General features: G+C 58.7%; 21 protein-coding genes. 8 read left to right on the forward strand and 13 right to left on the reverse strand.

Translation table 11 applies throughout. The annotated features are described in order from the left end of the window. Position 1: 1 nt before the first annotated feature. Positions 2–697 carry an SIMPL domain-containing protein gene (locus ACRZ95_RS04460; RefSeq protein WP_170677660.1) on the reverse strand — a complete coding sequence of 232 codons (696 nt, stop codon included), beginning with the start codon at positions 695–697 and terminating at the stop codon, positions 2–4. A gap of 164 nt (positions 698–861) precedes the next feature. Here ACRZ95_RS04460 and ACRZ95_RS04465 point away from each other — a divergent pair, with 164 nt between their 5' ends. After that, positions 862–2,733: a hypothetical protein gene (locus tag ACRZ95_RS04465; protein ID WP_170677658.1), complete on the forward strand. Its 1,872-nt coding sequence runs from the start codon at positions 862–864 to the stop codon at positions 2,731–2,733. Beyond that, positions 2,726–3,361: a class I SAM-dependent methyltransferase gene (locus ACRZ95_RS04470; protein ID WP_170677657.1), complete on the forward strand. Its 636-nt coding sequence runs from the start codon at positions 2,726–2,728 to the stop codon at positions 3,359–3,361. The genes ACRZ95_RS04465 and ACRZ95_RS04470 overlap by 8 nt, the downstream gene beginning before the upstream one ends. An 84-nt stretch (positions 3,362–3,445) precedes the next feature. Here ACRZ95_RS04470 and hppD read toward each other — a convergent pair whose 3' ends face one another. After that, a complete protein-coding gene (gene hppD / locus ACRZ95_RS04475) occupies positions 3,446–4,543 on the reverse strand; it encodes a 4-hydroxyphenylpyruvate dioxygenase (protein ID WP_170665317.1) in 1,098 nt (365 codons plus the stop codon). A gap of 147 nt (positions 4,544–4,690) precedes the next feature. Here hppD and ACRZ95_RS04480 point away from each other — a divergent pair, with 147 nt between their 5' ends. Continuing rightward, entirely contained in the window at positions 4,691–5,146 is a 456-nt protein-coding gene (locus tag ACRZ95_RS04480) for an Lrp/AsnC family transcriptional regulator (protein WP_170376867.1), read from the forward strand. A gap of 19 nt (positions 5,147–5,165) precedes the next feature. Further along, the gene (locus ACRZ95_RS04485; RefSeq protein WP_170677655.1) at positions 5,166–7,046 is read left to right on the forward strand and encodes a monovalent cation:proton antiporter-2 (CPA2) family protein; all 1,881 of its coding nucleotides are present in this window, start codon (positions 5,166–5,168) and stop codon (positions 7,044–7,046) included. Positions 7,047–7,076: 30 nt separating this feature from the next. Here the strand turns inward: ACRZ95_RS04485 and cobT are convergent, their stop codons facing one another. After that, the gene (gene cobT / locus ACRZ95_RS04490) at positions 7,077–8,087 is read right to left on the reverse strand and encodes a nicotinate-nucleotide--dimethylbenzimidazole phosphoribosyltransferase (RefSeq protein ID WP_170677653.1); all 1,011 of its coding nucleotides are present in this window, start codon (positions 8,085–8,087) and stop codon (positions 7,077–7,079) included. A 78-nt stretch (positions 8,088–8,165) separates the two neighbouring features. Between cobT and cobS the strand changes: the two genes are divergently transcribed. Further along, positions 8,166–8,930: an adenosylcobinamide-GDP ribazoletransferase gene (gene cobS, locus ACRZ95_RS04495; protein WP_170677651.1), complete on the forward strand. Its 765-nt coding sequence runs from the start codon at positions 8,166–8,168 to the stop codon at positions 8,928–8,930. Here the strand turns inward: cobS and ACRZ95_RS04500 are convergent. From ACRZ95_RS04500 to ACRZ95_RS04525, 6 genes are all read right to left on the reverse strand, one after another. Then, positions 8,927–9,688, reverse strand: coding sequence for a potassium channel family protein (locus tag ACRZ95_RS04500; RefSeq protein WP_170469956.1), 762 nt, complete (start codon positions 9,686–9,688; stop codon positions 8,927–8,929). The two genes, cobS and ACRZ95_RS04500, sit on opposite strands and share 4 nt — an antisense overlap. Positions 9,689–9,806: 118 nt before the next feature. Beyond that, positions 9,807–10,322: a CarD family transcriptional regulator gene (locus tag ACRZ95_RS04505; protein ID WP_170376497.1), complete on the reverse strand. Its 516-nt coding sequence runs from the start codon at positions 10,320–10,322 to the stop codon at positions 9,807–9,809. A 286-nt stretch (positions 10,323–10,608) separates the two neighbouring features. Beyond that, on the reverse strand, positions 10,609–10,947 hold the full coding sequence (gene fdxA, locus ACRZ95_RS04510) for a ferredoxin FdxA (RefSeq protein WP_170469959.1): 339 nt from the start codon (positions 10,945–10,947) through the stop codon (positions 10,609–10,611). 53 nt (positions 10,948–11,000) lie between these two features. Next, positions 11,001–11,375, reverse strand: coding sequence for an RNA-binding S4 domain-containing protein (locus tag ACRZ95_RS04515; protein WP_170469962.1), 375 nt, complete (start codon positions 11,373–11,375; stop codon positions 11,001–11,003). Between the two features lie 6 nt (positions 11,376–11,381). Next, positions 11,382–14,192 (reverse strand): helicase-related protein, encoded by a 2,811-nt coding sequence (locus ACRZ95_RS04520; RefSeq protein ID WP_170677649.1) that lies wholly within the window; start codon positions 14,190–14,192, stop codon positions 11,382–11,384. Between the two features lie 23 nt (positions 14,193–14,215). Then, positions 14,216–14,824, reverse strand: a complete 609-nt coding sequence (locus tag ACRZ95_RS04525; protein WP_170376486.1) for a tetratricopeptide repeat protein — start codon at positions 14,822–14,824, stop codon at positions 14,216–14,218. A 30-nt stretch (positions 14,825–14,854) separates the two neighbouring features. Between ACRZ95_RS04525 and ACRZ95_RS04530 the strand changes: the two genes are divergently transcribed. The 3 genes from ACRZ95_RS04530 to ACRZ95_RS04540 all read left to right on the forward strand — a co-directional run bounded on the left by ACRZ95_RS04530 (position 14,855) and on the right by ACRZ95_RS04540 (position 18,005). After that, complete coding sequence (locus ACRZ95_RS04530; protein ID WP_170677647.1) at positions 14,855–15,145, forward strand: SCP2 sterol-binding domain-containing protein; 291 nt, start codon at positions 14,855–14,857, stop codon at positions 15,143–15,145. After that, the gene (locus ACRZ95_RS04535) at positions 15,145–16,092 is read left to right on the forward strand and encodes an alpha/beta hydrolase (protein ID WP_170677645.1); all 948 of its coding nucleotides are present in this window, start codon (positions 15,145–15,147) and stop codon (positions 16,090–16,092) included. The genes ACRZ95_RS04530 and ACRZ95_RS04535 overlap by 1 nt, the downstream gene beginning before the upstream one ends. Positions 16,093–16,184: 92 nt before the next feature. Next, positions 16,185–18,005, forward strand: a complete 1,821-nt coding sequence (locus ACRZ95_RS04540) for a M3 family oligoendopeptidase (protein WP_170677643.1) — start codon at positions 16,185–16,187, stop codon at positions 18,003–18,005. Here the strand turns inward: ACRZ95_RS04540 and ACRZ95_RS04545 are convergent, their stop codons facing one another. The 4 genes from ACRZ95_RS04545 to rpoH all read right to left on the reverse strand — a co-directional run bounded on the left by ACRZ95_RS04545 (position 18,006) and on the right by rpoH (position 21,273). Next, positions 18,006–18,893: a DMT family transporter gene (locus tag ACRZ95_RS04545; RefSeq protein WP_170677641.1), complete on the reverse strand. Its 888-nt coding sequence runs from the start codon at positions 18,891–18,893 to the stop codon at positions 18,006–18,008. It lies immediately after the preceding gene. Positions 18,894–18,905: 12 nt separating this feature from the next. Beyond that, positions 18,906–19,175 (reverse strand): DksA/TraR family C4-type zinc finger protein, encoded by a 270-nt coding sequence (locus ACRZ95_RS04550; protein ID WP_170376470.1) that lies wholly within the window; start codon positions 19,173–19,175, stop codon positions 18,906–18,908. A gap of 59 nt (positions 19,176–19,234) precedes the next feature. Continuing rightward, on the reverse strand, positions 19,235–20,209 hold the full coding sequence (locus ACRZ95_RS04555; RefSeq protein ID WP_170677639.1) for a Gfo/Idh/MocA family protein: 975 nt from the start codon (positions 20,207–20,209) through the stop codon (positions 19,235–19,237). A gap of 167 nt (positions 20,210–20,376) precedes the next feature. Continuing rightward, a complete protein-coding gene (rpoH, locus tag ACRZ95_RS04560) occupies positions 20,377–21,273 on the reverse strand; it encodes an RNA polymerase sigma factor RpoH (protein WP_170469987.1) in 897 nt (298 codons plus the stop codon). Positions 21,274–21,295 lie beyond the last annotated feature (22 nt).

Consider the following 21,295-nt stretch of genomic DNA (forward strand, 5'->3'; position numbering starts at 1 on the left):
CCTATTCTGAAATCTCGAACTCCATCGAGACACTGACAGAAACCGAGATCTCTCCGCCAGCAACCGGCACTCCACCTGTGTCTGCCATGGCCATGTTCCGCATCTCGGCCATCGGGCGCACACTGCCACCACGCTCCGAGATCGTCTGAACTGGCCCCAATGTGACATCGGCGGCTTGGGCAAGTTGTTCAGCCTTTGCGGTTGCCTCGCTCACAGCTTTTGCACGGGCCTGAACCTCAATCGGTTCAGGGTCTTGCAGACCAAAGCTCAACCCGCTGAAATCGTTTGCCCCGTCCTGAATGACCGCGTCCATGACCTCACCCAGTTGGGTCAGATCACGCACCCGCACAAATACACGGTTCGAGGCGACAAATCCGGTGATCTCAGGTGGTTCCCCATTTTGCTGATTCCGTTTCGACCAGATGGGCGACAAAGACAGATCGCGGGTCTGCAAATCCCGATCTTCGATGCCCATTTCCCCCAACCGCGCAAGCACCTGCGCCACAGCGTCCGAGGTGGCCTTCATGGCCTCTGAGGCCTCGGGGTTCTGATGTGTCACACCCAGGGTGATCGTCGCCATATCAGGGGCAACCTGAACGGTTCCGGTGGCATCCACGTTGATGCGACGTTCTTCCGCATGTGCCAGCCCGGCGGTGGTTGCGGCCATCATCGCGGCCAGAAAAGCGAATGTCTTCAAGGTGATCCCTCCAACTTACTCTGTCTCAACATGGGTCCGAGGGGCACACACGCACAAGGGGAAGTCCCGGCTTTTTCTTTCCCTCGGCGGGTTCCTGCTTTAGTATCATCCTGCGAATACAAAGGTATTTGCGTTGATATGGTTAACTGTGGTTCCTCCGGATTATGAAACCCGCTTTTGCGCTGACCTTTTCTGCGACCGGAATTTCCCTTCAACACCATTCGGATGGTGAATGGTACGACATTGGCGAAGTGCCTTTGTCGGCCCCGGACTTGAGTGACCAGATCAAAGCTCTGCACGACAAAGCGTTTGCGCTGGAAAACGACCTCAGCTGCAAACTGGTGCTGCCCGCAGATCAGGTGCGGTATCTTGCTCTGCCCACGGAAGGCCAAAGCGAAGATCAGATCGCGTCCGAGGTTCAAGCCGCAGTCGCCGAGGCAACGCCGTATGAGTTGGCCGATCTGTCCTACGACAGCGCGACCGAGGGGTCGACCACCTTTGTCGCCGCCGTTGCATGCGAGACGCTGAACGAAGCGCAGGCATTTGCGGCGCAGCACGGGTTCCTGCCAGTCACCTATAGTGCAGCCACGACTGAGGCCGAATTTCCGCGCGAGCCTGTATTTGAAATGACCAGCGAACCGCAGGTCGCTGCGCCTTCACCCGAGCCCGAGCTAGAAAGACCCACGGTTCACGCCATAGCGGATGACGCGGCGCCTACGGCGTTCCGCTCTCCCGAACCTGCTACGACCGCAATCTCGTTGCCTCCCGCATCGAACAAGGGACAACGTTGGGCGTTTCCTGCGATTGCCGCGCTGATCTGCGTCGGGGTTGGTGTTTGGGCGTGGTCTCTAATCGGGGCAGAACCAGACAACGACACATCCACCGAAAATGACACGGCCGAACTGTCTGCACCGCAGTCTCAGGACACCTCACTGCCTGAGACCGGTCCAGAGCCTGAAACCGAAATAGCGGCGGCACCGGCAGCGGAAGAAAAACCAGAACCTGAAGCACAGCCAGAATTGTCCCCGACAGATGCGGCCATTCTCGAAGCGCTGAAAGTCGCGCCGACGCCTGTGGAACAGATTGCACAGGACCCCGAAGCACAAAGCGACATCGAAGAGGTCGCGGGCACCCTAGTGGAGGCCCCCGAAGCGCCGCTTACCCCGGCATTGATTTCCGAGGATGACCTCTACCTCGCGTCTATTCACAACCCGGATCTGTCCAGCGACGCGATTGCCCTGCCCGATCAAGGCAGTTTCGACACGGATGCCGCCTTTGAACGCATCCCCGGCTCCGCAATAGCAGGCGCACAATACGAACTGGACGAACGCGGGCTGGTCGTACCGACCGCAGAAGGTGCACTGTCGCCCGAAGGTATCGTGGTTTATCAGGGGCGCCCATCCAAGGTCCCGCCTGAAGTACCGGTGCGGTTCGAAAAAGAACCCGTGGTCGATGAGGTCAACCAAAGGTTGGCCGAACTCCGACCCCGGCCCCGCCCTGGCAATCTGGTCGAGAATTTCGAACGCACGCAATTGGGTGGGCGCAGCCTTGAAGAGCTTGCGGTCGTGCGACCCAAATTGCGGCCCGAAAGCCTACAGGTACAGCCCGAGGTCGACGACACACCCACTGCATTGGCGGTTGTTCGCGTCCCTCGCCCCAAACTACGGCCCGCACGAGCTGTGGCCTCGGCCAGCACTAGCGGATCAAATCTGGGATCAACCGCAGCAGTCGCGTCCAGCAATGACGAGGCCGGGTCCTTCCAGCCGAAATCCGTGGCCCCCAAAATCCCGACAACGGCCTCGGTCGCACGACAGGCCACAATCGACAATGCTCTGAACCTGCGCAAGCTGAACCTGATCGGCGTTTATGGCACACCTGCAAATCGCCGTGCCCTCGTCCGGCTTCCGAGTGGTCGGTACAAAAAGCTCAAGATCGGAGACCGGATTGACGGCGGCAAGGTCATCGCCATCAGCGACAGTGAGTTGCGGTATGAGAAGAAGGGCCGCAACCTGACTTTGAAAATGCCGCGTGGCTGAGGACCTGTATTTTCAGACAGTCAAAGCTGGGTACGAACACGCTGCCCAACAGTTGATCCCGGCCTATGACAGCCTTTCTCCTACCGATGTCCTGCGCCCCGTTTTGGATCACTTGCCGGATACCGGGGCGAGCGTTCTGGACGTAGGCGCGGGCACTGGAAGGGTGGCGCGATGGCTGGCCAAACGAGGCTGCGACGTGACGGCGATCGAGCCAGTCGATACCTTTCGCAACCACGCGATACGCGTTGATGCCGCGCAATCCGTTCGGTGGCTTGATGCTTGCCTGCCTAGACTAAGCGCTCTGCCAGATGGTGTTGTTTTCGACTCCATTCTGGTCATCGGCGTCCTGCACCACCTGCCGCCGCGCGATCAACACACGGCTATGAGTGTTCTGTCTGAACGCCTGAGACCGCAAGGGCGGATGATTTTGTCGCTCAGACATGGCCCCTGCCCTCCGGACCGACCTGGTTATGTGATTTCGAACGACGCAATCGTTGATCAAGCGTTAGGTTCGGGCCTGCAGGTGCACCACAGGTCCCGAACCGACTCGATACAACCGGCCAACCAGAGCGCTGGTGTGACCTGGACATGGCTGGTATTTGGCGCAGGTTTTAGCGTTTCGGATTAAACCTGCGACACGAATACCCTGCCACGCTTTCAGCGTTCTCGGGACATTCGTGCCACTTGGCGATTCAGGTAAAACCGAAACGCTTTAGGCCGCCGAAATCTCACCGCTTTCGATTTGTTCACGTTCGATGGATTCGAACAGGGCCTGGAAGTTACCCTCACCGAACCCATCATCCCCCTTGCGCTGGATGAACTCGAAAAAGATGGGGCCGATCACGGTTTTTGAGAAGATCTGCAGCAGAATCCGCGTCTCTCCCCCATCCACAACGCCTTCACCATCGATCAGAATGCCGTGCTTCATCATCCGGTCCAGCGGCTCGTCATGGTCCGTCACTCGGTCTTTGGACATGTCATAGTAGGATTGGTTCGGACCCGGCATGAACTTCAACCCGTTCTCTGCAATGGCATCGGTCGAGGCATAGATGTCCTCGCTGCCCACCGCGATGTGCTGAATGCCCTCGCCCTTGTACTTTTTCAGGTAAGAGACGATCTGACCCGTTTCGCCCCTATCCTCGTTGATCGGGATACGGATGCGGCCACAGGGCGATGTCAGCGCGCGGCTATAGAGACCGGTGAACTTGCCCTGAATGTCAAAGAACCGGATTTCACGGAAGTTGAACAGGTCGCCATAAAACTTGAACCACTTGTCCATATTGCCCCGATAGACATTGTGGGTGAGGTGATCGAGATAGTAGAACCCCTCGCCGCGCGGTTTCGATTCTTTAATCCACGCGAATTCCTCATTGTAGGGCGAGGTATCGTAATACTGGTCGACGAAGTAGATCAGCGATCCGCCAATCCCCTTGATTGCCGGGACATTCATCGTCTTGTCCGCGCCATCATACGGCTCTGCCCCTTTTGAGACGGCATGTTCGTAGGCTTTCTGCGCGTCCACAACGCGCCAGCCCATCGACGGTGCGCAAGGCCCGTGTTCCGCGACGAACTTGTCGGCAAAGCTGTCGGGGTCCGCGTTCAGGATGTAGGTGACATCGCCCTGCTGCCACAGCTCGACCAGAGGTTTGGTTTTGTGGCGCGCAACCAGATCGAAGCCCATTTTGGCGAACAGATCACGCAACTCCTGCGGTTCGGGGTGCGCGAACTCGACAAATTCAAACCCGTCGGTACCTGCGGGGTTTTCGGGACTGATGATAGATTTCGGGGCGTTATGCGGGAAAGGACCCATGGCGCGTCTCCTTCGAAAACAGGAATTTCTTTGCTGATTCCAAAATACGCCTTAAGCAGTGCTGTTTCCGCGCATTGTTTTCATGTAAACTATCCAAGTGTGCGCAAACTGCGCATGAATGACCTGAAATTTGAGATCTTGCCGCATATGCTTGATGCAACCGATACACGCCTGCTCTCAGCGCTTCAAAAGGACGCGCATCTGACCGCGCATCAATTGGGTGAGCTGCTGAACCTATCCCCCAGCCAGGCAGGTCGCCGCCGTCAGCGCCTTGAGGCTGAGGGCTATATCACCGGCTACGCGGCTCGGCTGGATCCGCTGAAACTCGGCTTGCAGGTTCAGGGCTTCGTTCAGGTCCATCTGGGCACTCACGGCCCTGATCAATCCGCCAGCTTTGCCCGGATGGTTAACACCCAACCCGAGATCACAAGTGCCTGGACGATGACAGGCGAGGCAGACTACCTGCTTCACGTCTATTGTGACGATCTTTCTGCACTCAACAGCTTGCTTCACGAGGTGATCCTGCCGCATCCTGCAGTGGCACGGGTACAAAGCCAGATCGTGATGGACCAACTCAAACGCGACGCACCCCTGCCAACCTGAGCGGGCAATGAGGACATAGATGGACGATTTCCTATATCAGGCTTCTATTTATCTGGCTGCGGCCGTTATCGCCGTGCCCCTGTCGGCTCGGTTGGGCCTTGGGTCGGTTCTTGGATACCTAGCGGCTGGCCTGATCATCGGCCCCGTCCTCGGCCTTGTCGGTGCCGAGACCGAGGACCTGCAACATGTGGCCGAGTTCGGCGTGGTCATGATGCTGTTTCTCATCGGTCTCGAGCTGGAGCCGCGCGCCCTGTGGGATATGCGCGACAAGCTGTTGGGTCTTGGCGGGCTTCAGGTTCTGTTGTCCACCGCCGTTATTGCCGGTGTCGCGATGTACGCGAACCACCCCTGGTCCGTCGCTCTGGCGGTCGGTTTGACCTTGTGTTTGTCCTCAACCGCGATCGTGCTGCAAACCCTGTCTGAAAAGGGCTTGATGCAAACGAACGGAGGCCGCGCGACGTTCTCAGTTCTGCTGACGCAAGACATTGCCGTCATCCCGATTCTGGCCCTGCTGCCGCTGCTCGCCCTGCCCGCCATGCCGCATATCGAGGCAGACGGCTCAATCGATCGCGGCGCGGAGCATCTGCATGATGCAGGGCATCACAGCCTGTCTCTGGTCGAAGGACTGCCGGGCTGGGCCGTCACTCTGGTCACCATCGGCGCAATTGCCTTTGTCATTCTGGCGGGCGTCTACCTGACCCGGCCGCTGTTTCGATTCATTCACGCAACCCGCCTGCGCGAGATGTATACCGCGCTGGCGCTGATGATCGTGGTCGGGATTTCGTTCCTGATGACACTGGTGGGCCTGTCACCCGCTCTGGGCGCGTTTCTGGCGGGTGTGGTTTTGGCCAGTTCGGAGTTCCGCCATGAAATGGAAAGCGACCTCGAGCCGTTCAAGGGCCTGTTCCTAGGGCTGTTCTTCATTACGGTCGGTGCAGGTATCAACGTCGGCTATTTCTTCAACGACCCGTTCGACTTGATCGGTCTGGCCCTGCTGGTCATCCTCGTTAAAGGCGTCATCCTATATCTCGTGGGCAAAGCCTTCAAGCTGAAGGGCCGGGATCACTGGCTGTTCACTCTTGGACTGGCCCAGGCGGGTGAGTTCGGCTTTGTCCTTCTGGCGTTTTCGACGCAGCAGAATGTCATCCCGCCGGACCTGTCGCAAAAGATGCTGATGATCATAGCGCTGACCATGCTGATCACCCCGCTCCTGTTCATCATCTACGACCTTCTGTCTCGCAAGATGGCCGACACCAACGCCGCGCCGGAACCCGATGAGATCGACGAGAAAGGCCCCGTGATCATCGCCGGGATCGGTCGGTTTGGTCAGATCGTCAATCGGTTGGTCCGGGCCAGCGGCTTCAAGACCGTTGTTCTGGACCACGATATCGAGACGATCCAGCTGATGCGTCGTTTTGGCGTAAAAGGCTTTCTGGGTGACCCGACCCGGCCGGAACTACTGCGCGCTGCGGGGCTTGAGAAAGCCTCGGTGCTTGTCGCTGCGATGGATGATCGAAAGACGGTGACCCGTTTGGTCGGCTACGCCCGCCGCCAGCGCCCCGATCTGCACATCATCGCGCGAGCTCATGATCGGACACATGTGTATGAACTGTATCAGGCCGGGGCCAATGACATCGTGCGCGAAATGTTCGACAGCTCCTTGCGCGCGGGCCGCTATGTGCTGGAGAATATCGGGCTGAGCGAATACGAGGCCGCGCAGGCCGAACAGACCTTCTATCACCATGACCGAACGTCCGTGCGCGATTTGGCCGAGCTGTGGATTCCTGGTATGCCCACGTCCGAGAATACGAAATACATCGAACGCGCGCAAAAGCTCGAGAAGGATCTGGAAACCGCGTTGCTGGAATTGGCGGAACAGCACGCAAAGGATTCTGCCTGACCGAAGCAATTGCCCGGTCAGGCGCTTAGGTTACCCGTCCGAGACGCCCGCCTCGGCAAAGGTTGCCATGCCCGAGTGGCAGGCAACCGCGCTTTTGAGAATGTTGATCGCAAGCGCACCGCCTGATCCCTCACCAAGACGCAGGCCGAGGCTCAGCAGCGGCTCCTTGCCCAGTTTTGACAGCATCGCAGCATGCGCGCCTTCTGCGCTTTGGTGCCCCGCGATGGTGTGATCCAGAGCCGAGGGCGAAACGCGCGCCAGACAGGCTGCGGCAGAGGTACAGATGAAGCCATCCAGAATGACGGGAATGCGCAACATACGGGCCGCCGCAATCGCTCCGGCCATGGCCGCGATCTCGCGCCCGCCGAGGCAGCGCAGAACCTCCAACCCATCTTCACTGCCATGCAGCGCAACGCCTTCAGCCACTACGCGGGTCTTGTTTGCAAGGCCTGCATCGTCGACCCCTGTACCGCGACCGGTCCAATCAGCGGCCTCGCCTCCGTAAAGGGCGCAGGCGATAGCAGCAGCGGGCGTGGTGTTGCCGATCCCCATCTCGCCGACCACCAGCAGATCGGATTGCGGGTCCACGGCATTCCAACCGGTTTGCAGTGCGCTCAGCAACTCGGCCTCACTCATGGCTGGGGCTTGGGTGAAATCTGCCGTCGGCCGATCAAGATCCAGCGCGTGGACGTCCATCTTTGCGCCCGCCGCCTTGGCCAACTGGTTGATCGCCGCGCCGCCATGTTCAAAATTCATAACCATCTGAACGGTCACTTCGGGTGGAAAGGCCGAAACGCCCTGCGCCGTGACCCCGTGGTTACCCGCAAAGACAATGACCTGAGGGGCCGCAACCTGCGGTCGCGCATCCCCACGCCAGGCCGCGTACCAGATCGCCAGATCCTCAAGCCGCCCCAGCGCGCCCGGCGGTTTGGTCAACTGACCGTTGCGTTCAGCCGCGCCATCCGCCGCCGCCATGTCCGGCCCTTGGGCGTTGGTCAACGCGTCGCGGAACGTGTTCAAATCATTCAGTTCAGGCAGCATCAAAGCCTCATTGCATCAGAGTGGTCCTGTGTGTTTAACCGAAGCACTGAATCCAACAAGGCCTCGAAAGGCGCAGAAGTGCAAAAAAACGACACCAATCCGGTTTCCGCATGGGATATCCCGCTGGCGCTGGTCCTGTTGACGCGCCTGCCCCTGCCCCGTTTGCCCGAGAGGGTCTTTGCCCGGCAAGCGCAGGCGGTTTGGGCCTTTCCGGTGGTCGGCTTGGTGATTGGTATATTGGCTTGCGTCATCGGATGGCTTGCACTGACACTGTCGGTTCCGCCATTCGTCTGCGCCGTTTTGCTCGTGGCCACCCTGACCATGACGACGGGCGCAATGCATGAGGACGGGCTGGCCGATACGTTTGACGGCCTATGGGGCGGGTTCACGCCGGAACGCCGGTTGGAGATCATGAAGGATAGCCACATCGGCACATATGGCGTGCTGTCCCTGATTGGTTCGCAGCTGATGCGAGTTGCAGCAGTCGCGGCCCTTTTGTCTGCCGGTGCGTTTCTAGCGATCATTGCCGCTTGTGTGGTGTCACGCGCGTTCATGCCCTTGCTGATGGCTGCATTGCCCAATGCGCGTAAATCCGGTCTAAGCCATTCTGTCGGTGCTCCGCCAGTGGGTCCTGTCGCCGTTTCGCTCGCTCTGGCTGGCTTGACGGGAGTATTGCTGATCGGTGGGCAGGTCATTTTGCCCGCCCTATGCGCCGCGCTCGTTGTGGGTGCTCTGGCCGTCGTGGCAAAAGCTAAGATAGGCGGCCAGACCGGAGATATCCTCGGCGCTTCTCAGCAATTGGCCGAAATCACTTTCCTGGTAGCAATAGCGGCTCAGCTTTAAGACACCCCACCCGTCTCGATCCGCAGGGTGCAGCCGCAATGCTTGCAATGTACCGCGTCCGGATCATGCCGGAACAGCCCGCAGCTGGGGCATTTGTGGCGCACTTTCTGCGGCATGAAAATCGCCTGCGCCAAGCGCACGAACAGGGCAACACCCACCACCATGATAAACACCGAGAACAGCTTGCCCCAAGGCGTCGACAGGGTGATGTCACCAAATCCCGTGGTCGTCAGGGTCGCCATGGTGAAATAGAGCGCATCTATATAGGGGTTCTTAGCATCTTCAGGGATGAAAAAGACAAGAACCGCTGTCGAAGTTGCAAACACGAAAACCAGCAGATTGATGGCCGCGATGACCGCATCTTCATGCGTGCGGAAAAAGGTACTGTCGCGCCGTAAATCCCACAGCAGATGGTACGAGTGGATCAACCGAAGGGCGCGCAGGATACGCAGGAATGCGAGATTGCCGGTCAGAAACGGGTCGAGGATCAACGACACAATCACCACGATATCTGCCAGCGTATAAATTTTACGCAACAGCTTCCAGCGATCCTTGGCGATCCACATTCTGGCGGAAAAATCCAGAAGGATAATAAAGCCAACCACCCAACTGATACCAGTAACCCATGGGCCATGCGGAAAATGCGCGGTGGCGACAAAGAAGATGATGGTGACCACATCGAACAGGATCAAACCATAGCGGAACCAAACCGAAATCGGGGCCTTTCCGATATATAGGAACTTGACCGTCTTCTTCATGCCGAACCGGTATCTGCTTGCATCTACAGAAAAACTAACCGGTTTTCGCCAATCCACCAAGCAACGAAAAAGGCCGCCCCGATGCCAGAGCGGCCTTGCTGTTTAAATCGTCGTGGACTTAGGCTGCGGCGGCGCGCGAAGTCAGGACATCATCGACCTGCTTCGCCGCAGAAATCTCTCCGTCCCCGGACACGGCGGCGACTTCACGGGTCAGACGCTCGAGCGCGGCTTCATAAAGCTGACGCTCGGAATAGCTTTGCTCGCGCTGGTCATCGGTGCGGTGCAGGTCGCGAACCACTTCGGCGATCGAGATCAGATCGCCCGAGTTGATCTTCTGTTCGTATTCCTGCGCCCGGCGCGACCACATGGCCCGCTTGACCTTGGCCTTGCCCTTCAGCGTCTTCATCGCCTGGCTGATCACATCCGGCGAGCTGAGCGAACGCAGACCGGATTCGGTCACTTTGTTTGTCGGCACACGCAGGGTCATCTTGTCTTTCTCAAAAGAGATGACGAACAGTTCGAGCGAAAATCCAGCGACGTCCTGCTCTTCGATCGAGATGATCTGACCCACACCATGGGCGGGGTAGACAACATAGTCGTTCGGGCGGAACTCAAGCTTTTTCGACTTCGACATTCAATTCATTCCTTGGTTTTGGACCGGGATGCGAACAACAAAAAACCCACGCTCGGTGCCTATTGTGGCCCCGGCAGGCGGTCTGTTTGTCGCAAATTCAGAACTCCAAAGCGAGCATACTTACGGAGTACATCCCAATCTCAGTCATCATGTAGGGAGAGAGTATATCACAAAAATGAGACACTCAAAAGTTTCCCTAGGGGAATTATTTTATAAACGGCCTGCAATCAAGGGATTAGGCTTCGAAGACCGCATTTCTTAGCCATCCAAATGGGGTGCGAATCACTTACCCGCCTTCACCCGGAGCTTCGGAGAAATACTTCTCCATCTTGCCTTCCTCGCCATCGCGCTCTTCCGCCTCTGGCAACGGGTCTTTTTTGGTCACGATGACCGGCCACATTTCAGAGTATTTGCGGTTGAACTCGACCCAGGTTTCCATGCCTGGTTCGGTGTCGGGACGGATTGCATCAGCCGGGCATTCTGGTTCACAGACGCCGCAGTCGATGCATTCGTCGGGGTGGATGACCAGCGTATTCTCACCTTCGTAGAAACAGTCCACCGGGCACACTTCCACACAGTCGGTGTATTTGCAGCCGATGCAGTTTTCGGTAACGACGTAGGTCATGTTTAGAATCCCATTCAGGTTTGGCGTCTAGCTAGTTCAGTCCGGGTTTGGCTTCAAGATGTGGGGCCGTTTGGCGTGCGAGAAAGATCAAGCGCGCGCCGATCTTTCTTGGTTGGACGACCTTTTCCCTCATATGACGGGTTTTTGGGCGGTATGTCCTTCTTTTCCGTCATATCGAAGTACAATGTTTGCGCCTCGGGGGCTGGGCCGCGGCGGTCGCCGAGTTTTTCAATGCGCACGACCCGGATGATTTTGCCCTGTGGAAAGGTCAGAACGTCGCCGGGAACCACCGCTTGGGCGGGTTTCAGAACGCGGTTGCCGTTCAGCCTGACATGGCCGCCGCTGACCTGTTTGGCCGACAGGCTACGGGTCTTGAAGAACCGCGCCTGCCAGAGCCATTTGTCGATCCGCAGCTTGGCCCGATCCATGACGGATCAGTTGCCGCCCTTCAAACCCATCAGCGCTGCTGCAAACGGGTTGTCGGGGTCGATCGCCTTTTCCTTCTTCGGAGGCCGGGACGAGAAGGACTTCGCGCCCTGTGGCTTGCCGCCCTTCTTGCCTTGCGGCTTGCGACCGTCCTGAGGTTTCCCACGCGGCTTGCCTTTGCCCTGCCCCTGTTCACGGCGCGGGCCGCGATTTTGTTGGCGCTGACGGCCCCATGTGAAGGTGTAGAACACCTCGACCTCGGGTTCGTCATTTGCGGGTTCCGCGGCCGGAGCCTCGGCTGCCGCCTCGGTGCTTTCGGTGGCCTCGGCTGGCGCCTCGGCGGGTGCGGCGACCTCATCTGTCGAGGCCTCGACGGTCGGGGTTTCTTCGGCCGCGGGGTGTTCTGCCACTTCAGTCGCAGGTGCCTCAGCCGGAACGGCTTTGACCTTTTCACGCTCACCGCGTTCGGCCTTGTAGCCCAGACCCTGCATCAGGTCCGCGAACTGATCCAGCGTCATGCCTGTGATCGAGAGCATGTCAGGCTTGGCTTCAAAGCCTCCCCGGCTGTCCTCAGAGCGCAGCATATCGGCCAGGCGCTCAAGCATGTCGATCCGGATCGAACGTTCACCCGCATCGCGGTAGCCACACATGGTGTCATAGCCCTGCGGCGCATCCTTTGCGACCGGCACAGTGACCAGACCCGGAGGCGGTGCCTCGGGGAATTCCTGCAGACCGCTGGACAGTGCCCAGAGAACCAGGCGGAGGCGCGTTGGCGCAGGTTTTAGCAGCAGCGGCATGAAGATGGTGAACTGACCAAAACGGATGCCGTGCTTGCGCAGCGCGCCGCGGGCGTCCTGATCCAGATCCTTGACCTCTTGCGCGACCTGCGCGCGGGGCAGCACGCCCAGCGCCTCGACCATGCGGAAGGCAAAGCCTTTCGCCAGACCGGACAGTTCCTCGTCCCGCGACAGGTTCAGCAGCGGCTCGAACAGCGCGGCCACTTTGCGGTCGATGAAGTGCTGCAGACGGCGCTGCACCTTCTGTTCGACGTCCGGCCCTGCGGCCTCATCCACGAAAACCTCTACCATCGGCTTGAGAGGCTCCGCCCCGGCAACCAGTTTGCCGACAGCGTATTCGCCCCACATCAGGCCGCCCTGATCAGTGAAATCAATTTCGGTATCGGGTGCATTGTAGAAGCGATCGGCACGCAGATGGAATTGCGGCGCGAGTGCTTGCAATGAGGCCGACTTGAGTGCTTTCGCCTCAGCCCCTTGCGCGCTTTTGTCCGGTGTAAACCGGAACCCTTCCAGACGACCGACGAATTCGCCTTCGACGGTCACTTCACCCTTGTCATTTACTTCGGCCAAAAGGGCCTCCTTCTGTTTGAGCCGGCGCAACAACACCGAGGTGCGCCGGTCCACAAATCTTTGCGTCAGACGATCATGCAGAGCGTCCGACAACCTGTCTTCTACAGTGCGCGTTTCCTCACGCCAATGCGATTCGTCACGGACCCAGCCGTTTCGTTGCGCAACATATGTCCAAGTGCGAATATAAGCCAACCTTTTGGACAGCGCATCAATATCTCCATCCGTGCGATCAATCCGGCGGATTTGCCGCGCCATGAAGTCATCCGGGATCGCGCCGCGTTCGTGTAGATGGCCGTAGATCACCTCGAGCAGATTGGCATGTTCCGAATGGCTAATGCCCCGAAAATCGGGAATTCGGCACACATCCCATAGCAAACGGATCGACGGGCCATCGCTGGCGCGGGCTGCGACCTCGGTCACTTGCGACAGCGATTTCAACACGTTCAGGTCGTCTGCAGGGCGGGCCTTGGTCAGATGTTTATCATTCGGACTGACTTCTAGAGAGTCGATCAGCGCATCCACCGAGCCGAAGCGAAGGGCGGCATTCCGCCAGTTCAGCTTTTTCATCGGCGTAAAGCGGCTGTCCATGATGGCCTGCGCAACGCCTTCGTCCAATGGCGGGGCCTCGCCGGTCACGCCGAACGTGCCATCCGACATACCCCGGCCTGCCCTGCCAGCAATTTGGGCAAGCTCATTCGGGGCCAAGGGGCGCATCCGGCGACCGTCGAATTTGGTCAGGGACGAAAACGCCACGTGGTTCACATCCAGGTTCAGGCCCATTCCGATGGCATCGGTGGCGACCAGATAGTCGACCTCGCCATTCTGATAGAGGTCGACCTGCGCGTTCCGCGTGCGTGGGCTGAGCGCGCCCATCACCACAGCCGCCCCACCCTTTTGGCGGCGCAGCAGTTCTGCGATGGCATAGACGTTTTCGACCGAGAACCCGACAATGGCGCTTCGCGGGGGCATTCGGCTGATCTTTTTCGATCCCGAATACACCAGCTGAGACATCCTATCGCGCCGGACAAACTGCGCCTCGGGCACAAGTGCCGCAATCGGGCCGCGCATGGTGTCGGACCCCATGAACAGCGTCTCATTCGTTCCCCGCGACCGCAGCAACCGGTCAGTGAAGACGTGGCCACGCTCGGGATCTACGCAGAGCTGAATTTCATCAATCGCGACGAAATCGGCGCCCATGCCTTCGGGCATCGCCTCGACCGTGCAGACCCAGTACTGCGTGCGCGGCGGTACGATCCGTTCCTCGCCCGTCACCAGCGCCACGACCGAGGGGCCGCGAATGGCGACGATCTTGTCATAGACCTCACGCGCGAGCAGACGCAGAGGCAGGCCGATGACACCGGTCCGGTACCCCAGCATGCGTTCGATCGCGTAATGAGTTTTACCTGTGTTCGTTGGGCCAAGTACGGCCACTACTCGGGATGACCCGCTCACCTTTGCCCCCTGCGCCTTCCGACTTACAGCGCCTTGCCTTCAACCTGAGGCTTCAGCCGATTCACGGCATTGGTTACTTCTTCATGATGGGGATGTATAGCCAACGCGCGGGAATAAGCCTCAAGCGCCTGATCGGGTTTGCCGACCACCTCGAAGATCAACCCCAGACCGTAAATAGCCTGATAGTTGTTCGGGTTGAGAGTCAGCGCGTGTTCCAGATCAGCCGCAGCCATGCCGAACCGGTCGATCCCGAAAAAGGCCGAGGCCCGCGCGTGCCATCCTTCGGCAAACTCGGGCGCGTGGTCGGTCAACGCGGTGAGGTGTTCGATCGCGGCCTCGATATCGCCATCATCCAGCGCTTCGCGCCCCCGCTCAAGCAACAGATCCGCCGAGGCTGAACCCGATTGCGACCATAGCGCCTGAAGCTGACGATCCAAACCGATGGCTTGCTCTGGCGTTGCCTGCGCCAGTTGCCTCAACAGCGCTTCTTCGTCGCGGGAATCCGCTTGTTGCGCTCCACCACTGGTGGAAAACATGACTAGAACGGCAAGTGCCGCAACGGTACCTTTGAGATTGGTGATTGCAATACCCATAACAATGGTCAGTGTAGCGTTGCGACCGAGGATGTCCATTCACGGCGCATAAACAATATGAGGAAAAGCATGAGCGAGATTCTTGAAAAGGCTGCGGCCGCGCTGAACGAAAAGCTGGCCGGCGGTGGCTTTGATGCGTCCGCCAAGTTTGCAATCGCCGATCTGGGCGCAATTGTTCTGGACGGAGACGGTGCCCGCATCAGTGATGACGACGCCGATGTGACACTCAGCGCGGATGCGGACACGTTCGAACAGATCCTCAGCGGCGATCTGAACCCGACCGGCGCGTTCATGTCCGGCAAGCTCAGCGTTGACGGTGACATGGGAATCGCCATGCAGCTTGCATCGGTTCTGGCCTGATGGATTACTCGCCGGCCCCCTTCTATGATGACGTGGCCGGCGACCCCGCCGGTGGTACAGCCCATTGGCTCCACACCGCCGACGGCAAACGCATCCGTGTCGGGCACTGGCTGCCCGAGGATGCAAAAAACGGCACGGTATTCCTGTTTCCGGGCCGCACCGAATATATCGAGAAATACGCGAGTACCGCAGGGGAATTCCTGAATCGCGGATTTGCCGCCCTCGCCGTCGACTGGCGCGGACAGGGCTTGGCCGACCGCATGCTGGACGAACCCCGTATCGGGCATGTCGATAAGTTCGCCGACTATCAACATGACGTCGCCGTGGTGCTGGAACTGGCTGAGACACTGGACCTGCCGCGCCCGTGGTACGTGATCGGGCATTCGATGGGGGGCGCCATCGGCTTGCGCGCGGTCATCCAGAACGATTGCTTTGCAGCCTGTGCATTTACCGGGCCGATGTGGGGCATTTTCTTTGTCCCGCTCATGAAGCCCCTCAGCCGTCTTACAGCCTATTGGGGCACGGCACTGGGATTGGGAGAACGCACCCCGCCGACCACGTCGTTGACCAGCTATGTTCTGGCGGAACCGTTCGAGGGTAACTCCCTGACGCGTGACCCGGACATGTTCAAGATGATGCAGGATCAACTTAAGGCGCACCCTGAGCTGGCGCTGGGCGCCCCGTCCAACCAGTGGTTGCGTGAGGCGCTCAGCGAATGTGAATGGCTGATGGAGCAACCCGCCCCGGACACCGCGTGCCTAACCTATCTGGGCAGCCACGAACAGATCGTTGACCGCAAGGCGATCCGGGCACGGATGGCAAACTGGCCCAACGGCCGTCTGGTCGAGATCCCGGATGGTGAGCACGAGGTGCTGATGGAAGCCCCCGAAGTTCGCAACCCGGTTCTGGACGAGTTGACCGCGCATTTCCTGGCAAATCGCCCCTAAGGCGTCCGCTCGGCACTGATCGCGACTGGCGGCTTGTGATCCGGGCGCGCCAGCCCTAGATGTTTGGCAACAAAGCTAATCAGAGGTGTTCCATGCGCGACCTGCCCTTTCCCGTCCGTGATGCAAATGCAGTCGGCGGTTCCGATAACCTTGGCAACCTGCCCGAATGGGACCTGACAGACCTCTATGCCTCGGAAGAAGCGGCCGAGCTGGCGCGGGATCTGGACTGGCTTGAAGGCGAATGCGCCTCATTCGCCTCGGACTACGAAGGTAAACTGGCCGATCTGGACGCTGCAGGCCTGCTGACCTGTGTGCATCGCAACGAAAAGATCAACGCCATCGCCGGTCGAATCATGTCCTTCGCCGGTCTGCGCTACTACCAACTGACGACCGATGCCGATCGCGCCAAGTTCCTGTCGGACATGCAGGAAAAAATCACCGTCTTCACCACCCCTCTGGTGTTCTTCACGCTCGAGATCAACCGCATCGAAGACGACGTTCTGCAGGCCCATTTCGCGGCCAATGCTGATCTTGCACGTTATGAGCCTGTCTTCCGCCGCATCCGCGCGATGAAACCCTACCAACTGTCTGACGAGCTGGAGAAATTCCTCCACGACCTCGGCGTTGTCGGTGACGCGTGGGAGCGTTTGTTCGACGAAACCATCGCGGCACTAACCTTCACCGTCGACGGCGAAGAGCTGAACATCGAAGGCACCCTGAACCTGCTGACGGAACAGGACCGTAGCAAACGCGAGGCGGCCTCGCGCGAGCTGGCCTCAGTGTTTCAGGAGAACATCAAAACCTTCGCCCGTGTTCACAACACGCAGGCCAAGGAAAAAGAAATCGTCGACCGCTGGCGCAATATGCCAACTGCTCAGACCGGTCGCCACTTGTCGAACGACGTCGAGCCCGAAGTGGTCGAGGCCCTGCGCGAAGCCGTGGTCGCCGCCTACCCCAAGCTGAGCCACCGTTACTACGAACTCAAACGCAAATGGTTGGGTCTGGACGTGATGCAGGTCTGGGACCGCAACGCGCCGCTGCCCATGGAAGACACAAGAATCGTCGGCTGGGACGAGGCCGAAAAGACGGTGATGGATGCCTATAACGCGTTTGATCCGCGCATGGGTGAGATCGCCTCGCCCTTCTTCTCGAAAGGTTGGATCGACGCGGCGGTGAAGCCCGGTAAAGCGCCCGGCGCCTTCGCCCATCCAACCGTAACCGATGTCCACCCTTACGTGATGCTCAACTATCTGGGCAAACCGCGCGATGTGATGACCCTCGCACACGAATTGGGCCACGGTGTCCATCAGGTCCTAGCGGCGGATCAGGGCGAGATGCTGTCCTCGACCCCGCTGACACTGGCCGAGACCGCTAGCGTGTTTGGTGAAATGCTGACTTTCCGCAAAATGCTGGACAAGGCCGAAACCAAGGAACAGCGCAAGGTGCTTCTGGCTGGCAAGGTCGAGGACATGATCAACACGGTCGTCCGCCAGATCGCCTTCTACGATTTCGAATGCAAGCTGCACGCCGCCCGCCGCGAGGGCGAACTGACCCCGGACGACATCAACGCCCTGTGGATGAGCGTTCAGGCGGAAAGCCTCGGGCCGTCATTCGAATTCATGGAAGGGTATGAAACGTTCTGGGCCTATATCCCCCATTTCGTGCATTCCCCCTTCTACGTCTACGCCTATGCGTTCGGAGACGGCCTCGTGAACGCGCTTTATTCGGTCTACGAAAGCGGCGCTGAGGGGTTCGAGGACAAGTATTTCGAGATGCTGCGCGCCGGTGGATCGAAACACCACAAAGACCTGCTCGCCCCGTTTGGCCTAGATGCCAGCGACCCCAAGTTCTGGGATAAAGGCCTGTCGATGATCTCGGGCTTCATTGACGAACTGGAAGCGATGGAGGGCTGATCACTCCTGTTTCTTTGTCGTCAGGAAGACTGCAGCCACAATCAAAATAGCTCCTAGGGCCGCAATCGGTGTGATCGCGGCCCCCAGGAAGAGCGCCGAATTGATAAACGTGAATACGACGGAAGCGGCAAACATCAACGTTGCCGTCAAAGTCGATACGCGCGCGGCGGCCTCGTACCAGAGGTAGTAGGCCATCGCCGTGGGAAGGACGCCCAGTAGGATCAGAAAGATCACATCTTTCGCCGTCGCGGTTTGCAGGGAAAACGCAGCCAATGGCAGCAACAGTACGCCCGCGCAGACAAAAATTCCGAAAAGAAAGTTCAATCGCTCGGCCGTTGAGGTCGAATTGCGCATGGCCTGGCTACTTGAAACCAGAAACACGGCCCAACTAAGCCCTGCGCCAATTTCCAAAAGATCACCGAACAAAGGCTCTCCCCCGCCCTGGAAATCGCGGAACACGGTCAGGAACACCCCAAAGATCGCCAGTATCGTGGCGAGTACATCCACGCGCGTAACTGGTGTATCTGCAAAGAAATAAAGGAAAAGCAGCACAAAAAACGGGGCGGTGTTTTCTAGGACCATGGCATTGGCGGCCCCTGTGTGTTCTAGCCCTATGTGAAACAGGATATAATTCACGACTGTCGACAGTACGGCCAGCCGAAAGTTCCAGTCTTTGTGTTCGATCGAAACGGGCACACGCATGACCCGCAAAATGCAATAAATCGCCAGTGCCGCGATGAACAAGCGGGTCACCGCGATCTGCAGCCCACCCAAATCGCTCGTCAGATAGCGCACGATTACACTATGCGTGCCCCAAAGAAACGCGGCTAGAAACCCAAGAAGCAACCCGTTCTGCAACAATGGTTGATTTGCTGTAGAGTTAGGCATCTTGCGCCTGGCCTACTTCAACTGGCTGTCTTTTGATCCACGCCGGTTGATGCCTGCCCGCTGCTGATAAGTCCCATCCCTATCCTTCTGACAGTCCAGACACAGCTTGACGCCGGGCAGCGCCTGGCGACGTTTTTCGGGAATGGGTTCCTCGCATTCCGCGCAGTGGGTCAGGCTTTCACCGACCGGCCGCTTTTGTGCCTGCATGCGGGCCAGTTCGTCGGAAATCGACGCCTCAATCTGTTCGCTGACCGCACCATCGCGGGCCCAACCTCCCGCCATCACACCTCTCCTTTTTTGGATGCAGCACAGAATACGCGCGCCGGGCGACTGCTGGCAAGTCAGAGGGGAACGGCATCCGCGAACACGCGATCAATCATCTCTTGCGTCCCACGCGAAAACTCCAGCGGGCACGGATAGGCCGCCCCGCCGCGGACCGAGCGGCAGAAGGCCTCAACCTGCAGTTTGTAGTGATCGTCGCCCGGGAACCGGGTCACCTGAACCTCAAGCCCCGGTCGATGCAGCTCGACGCGCGCCTCGCCGAACACGCGCGCGTTGAACGGGGCTGTCAGGCGGATAACACCGCCCTCGCCGTGAAACACCATCTCCTGATGCGGGTGCATCCGGATCGAGACATAGGCCGAATAGGTAAAACCCGGGAATTGCGCGCGAATTTCGGTGAATGTGTCGATGCCGTCCTGCCAACGGATCGCGGACTGAACCGCAAACGGCTCCTGACCTGTGGCGAACCGCGCGCCACCGATGACATATACCCCGATATCCCGCAGCCCGCCTCCGCCGGTTTCTGCACGATTGCGAATGTTCGTCACTTCCTCACGATTGTCGAAACTGAACGCGCCGGTCACATGGACCAGCTTGCCAATTGCGCCATCCGCGATGAGTTTCTGCACGAACTGCCACTGAGGGTGATGCACGATCATATAGGCCTCAGCCGCCAACAAACCTGTCTGATCGCGCTTTTCAATCAACGCATCGAACTCAGCCGCCTGCATCGTCATCGGCTTTTCGCACAGCACATGTTTGCCCGCGTCCAGCGCCCTCAGGCTCCATTCGACATGCATGTGATTTGGCAGAGGGATATAGACGGCCTCGATCTCGGGATCATCCAGCAGCGCGTCGTAGCCGTCATAGACGGTCAGATCGGGGCAAAAAGCCTGAAAAGGCTCGGACTTGGCCGCGTTTGAGGTCGCAAGCCCGGCCAACCGCGCCCCGTCTGCGGCGTGAATTGCAGGCGCCATATATTGCCGCGCAAATTTGGCAGCCCCCAGAACACCAAATTGAACCGGTTTCTGCATCGCTCTCTCCCTAATCAGGCCATTTAGATGTGCCGCTGACTCAAGACCGAGGCGGGGCAAGTGTCAACAAACGATGCAAAGAGGATGAGGTATCCGGCGCAGCACTTTGATTTTCATCATTATAAAAAACAGCCCGCAGGAATCTGCGGGCTATGCGATCCTTGGATCTAGCGGGTAGTTAACATACCCTTCTCGCGGGCCAGATCGCGCATTTTCTTTTGAAGTTTCTCAAAAGCGCGGACCTCAATCTGACGGATACGCTCGCGGCTCACATTGTATTGCGTGCTGAGCTCTTCCAAAGTCACCGGCTGATCCATTAGCCGGCGTTGGGTCAGGATGTCCTTCTCGCGGTCATTCAGCACCTCAAGGGAGGCAGCCAACAACTCACGCCGAGCGTCCAGTTCATCACGAGCTTCGTAGTCACCCGCCTGATCGGCATCTTCATCCTCAAGCCAGTCTTGCCATTGCATGGTGCCTTCGCCCTCGGACCCGACGGTCGCGTTCAGCGAGGCATCGCCGCCCGACATGCGGCGGTTCATGCTGATGACTTCTTCCTCGGTCACGCCAAGATCATTGGCGATCTGAGTTACGTTTTCAGGGCGTAGGTCGCCCTCTTCCAACGCACCGATACGGGCCTTGGCCTTGCGCAGGTTGAAGAACAGCTTTTTCTGTGCCGAGGTCGTGCCCAGCTTCACCAGCGACCAGGACCGCAGGATGTATTCCTGGATCGAGGCGCGAATCCACCACATTGCATAGGTCGCAAGACGGAAGCCCTTTTCCGGGTCAAACCGTTTGACTGCCTGCATCAGGCCCACATTGGCCTCGGAAATAACCTCGGCCTGTGGCAGACCGTAGCCGCGATAGCCCATGGCAATCTTGGCCGCCAGACGCAGATGCGACGTGACCATTTTATGAGCGGACTCGGTGTCCTGCTCTTCGACCCAGCGCTTGGCCAGCATGTATTCTTCTTCCGGCTCCAGCAAAGGAAACTTGCGAATTTCCTGCATATAGCGGTTCAGGCCGCCCTCAGGCGTCGGCGCGGGGAGATTTGCGTAATTTGCCATTTTGATGTCCCTCCGACAAATG

The sequence above is a fragment of the Ruegeria sp. AI3 genome, assembly GCF_056541245.1.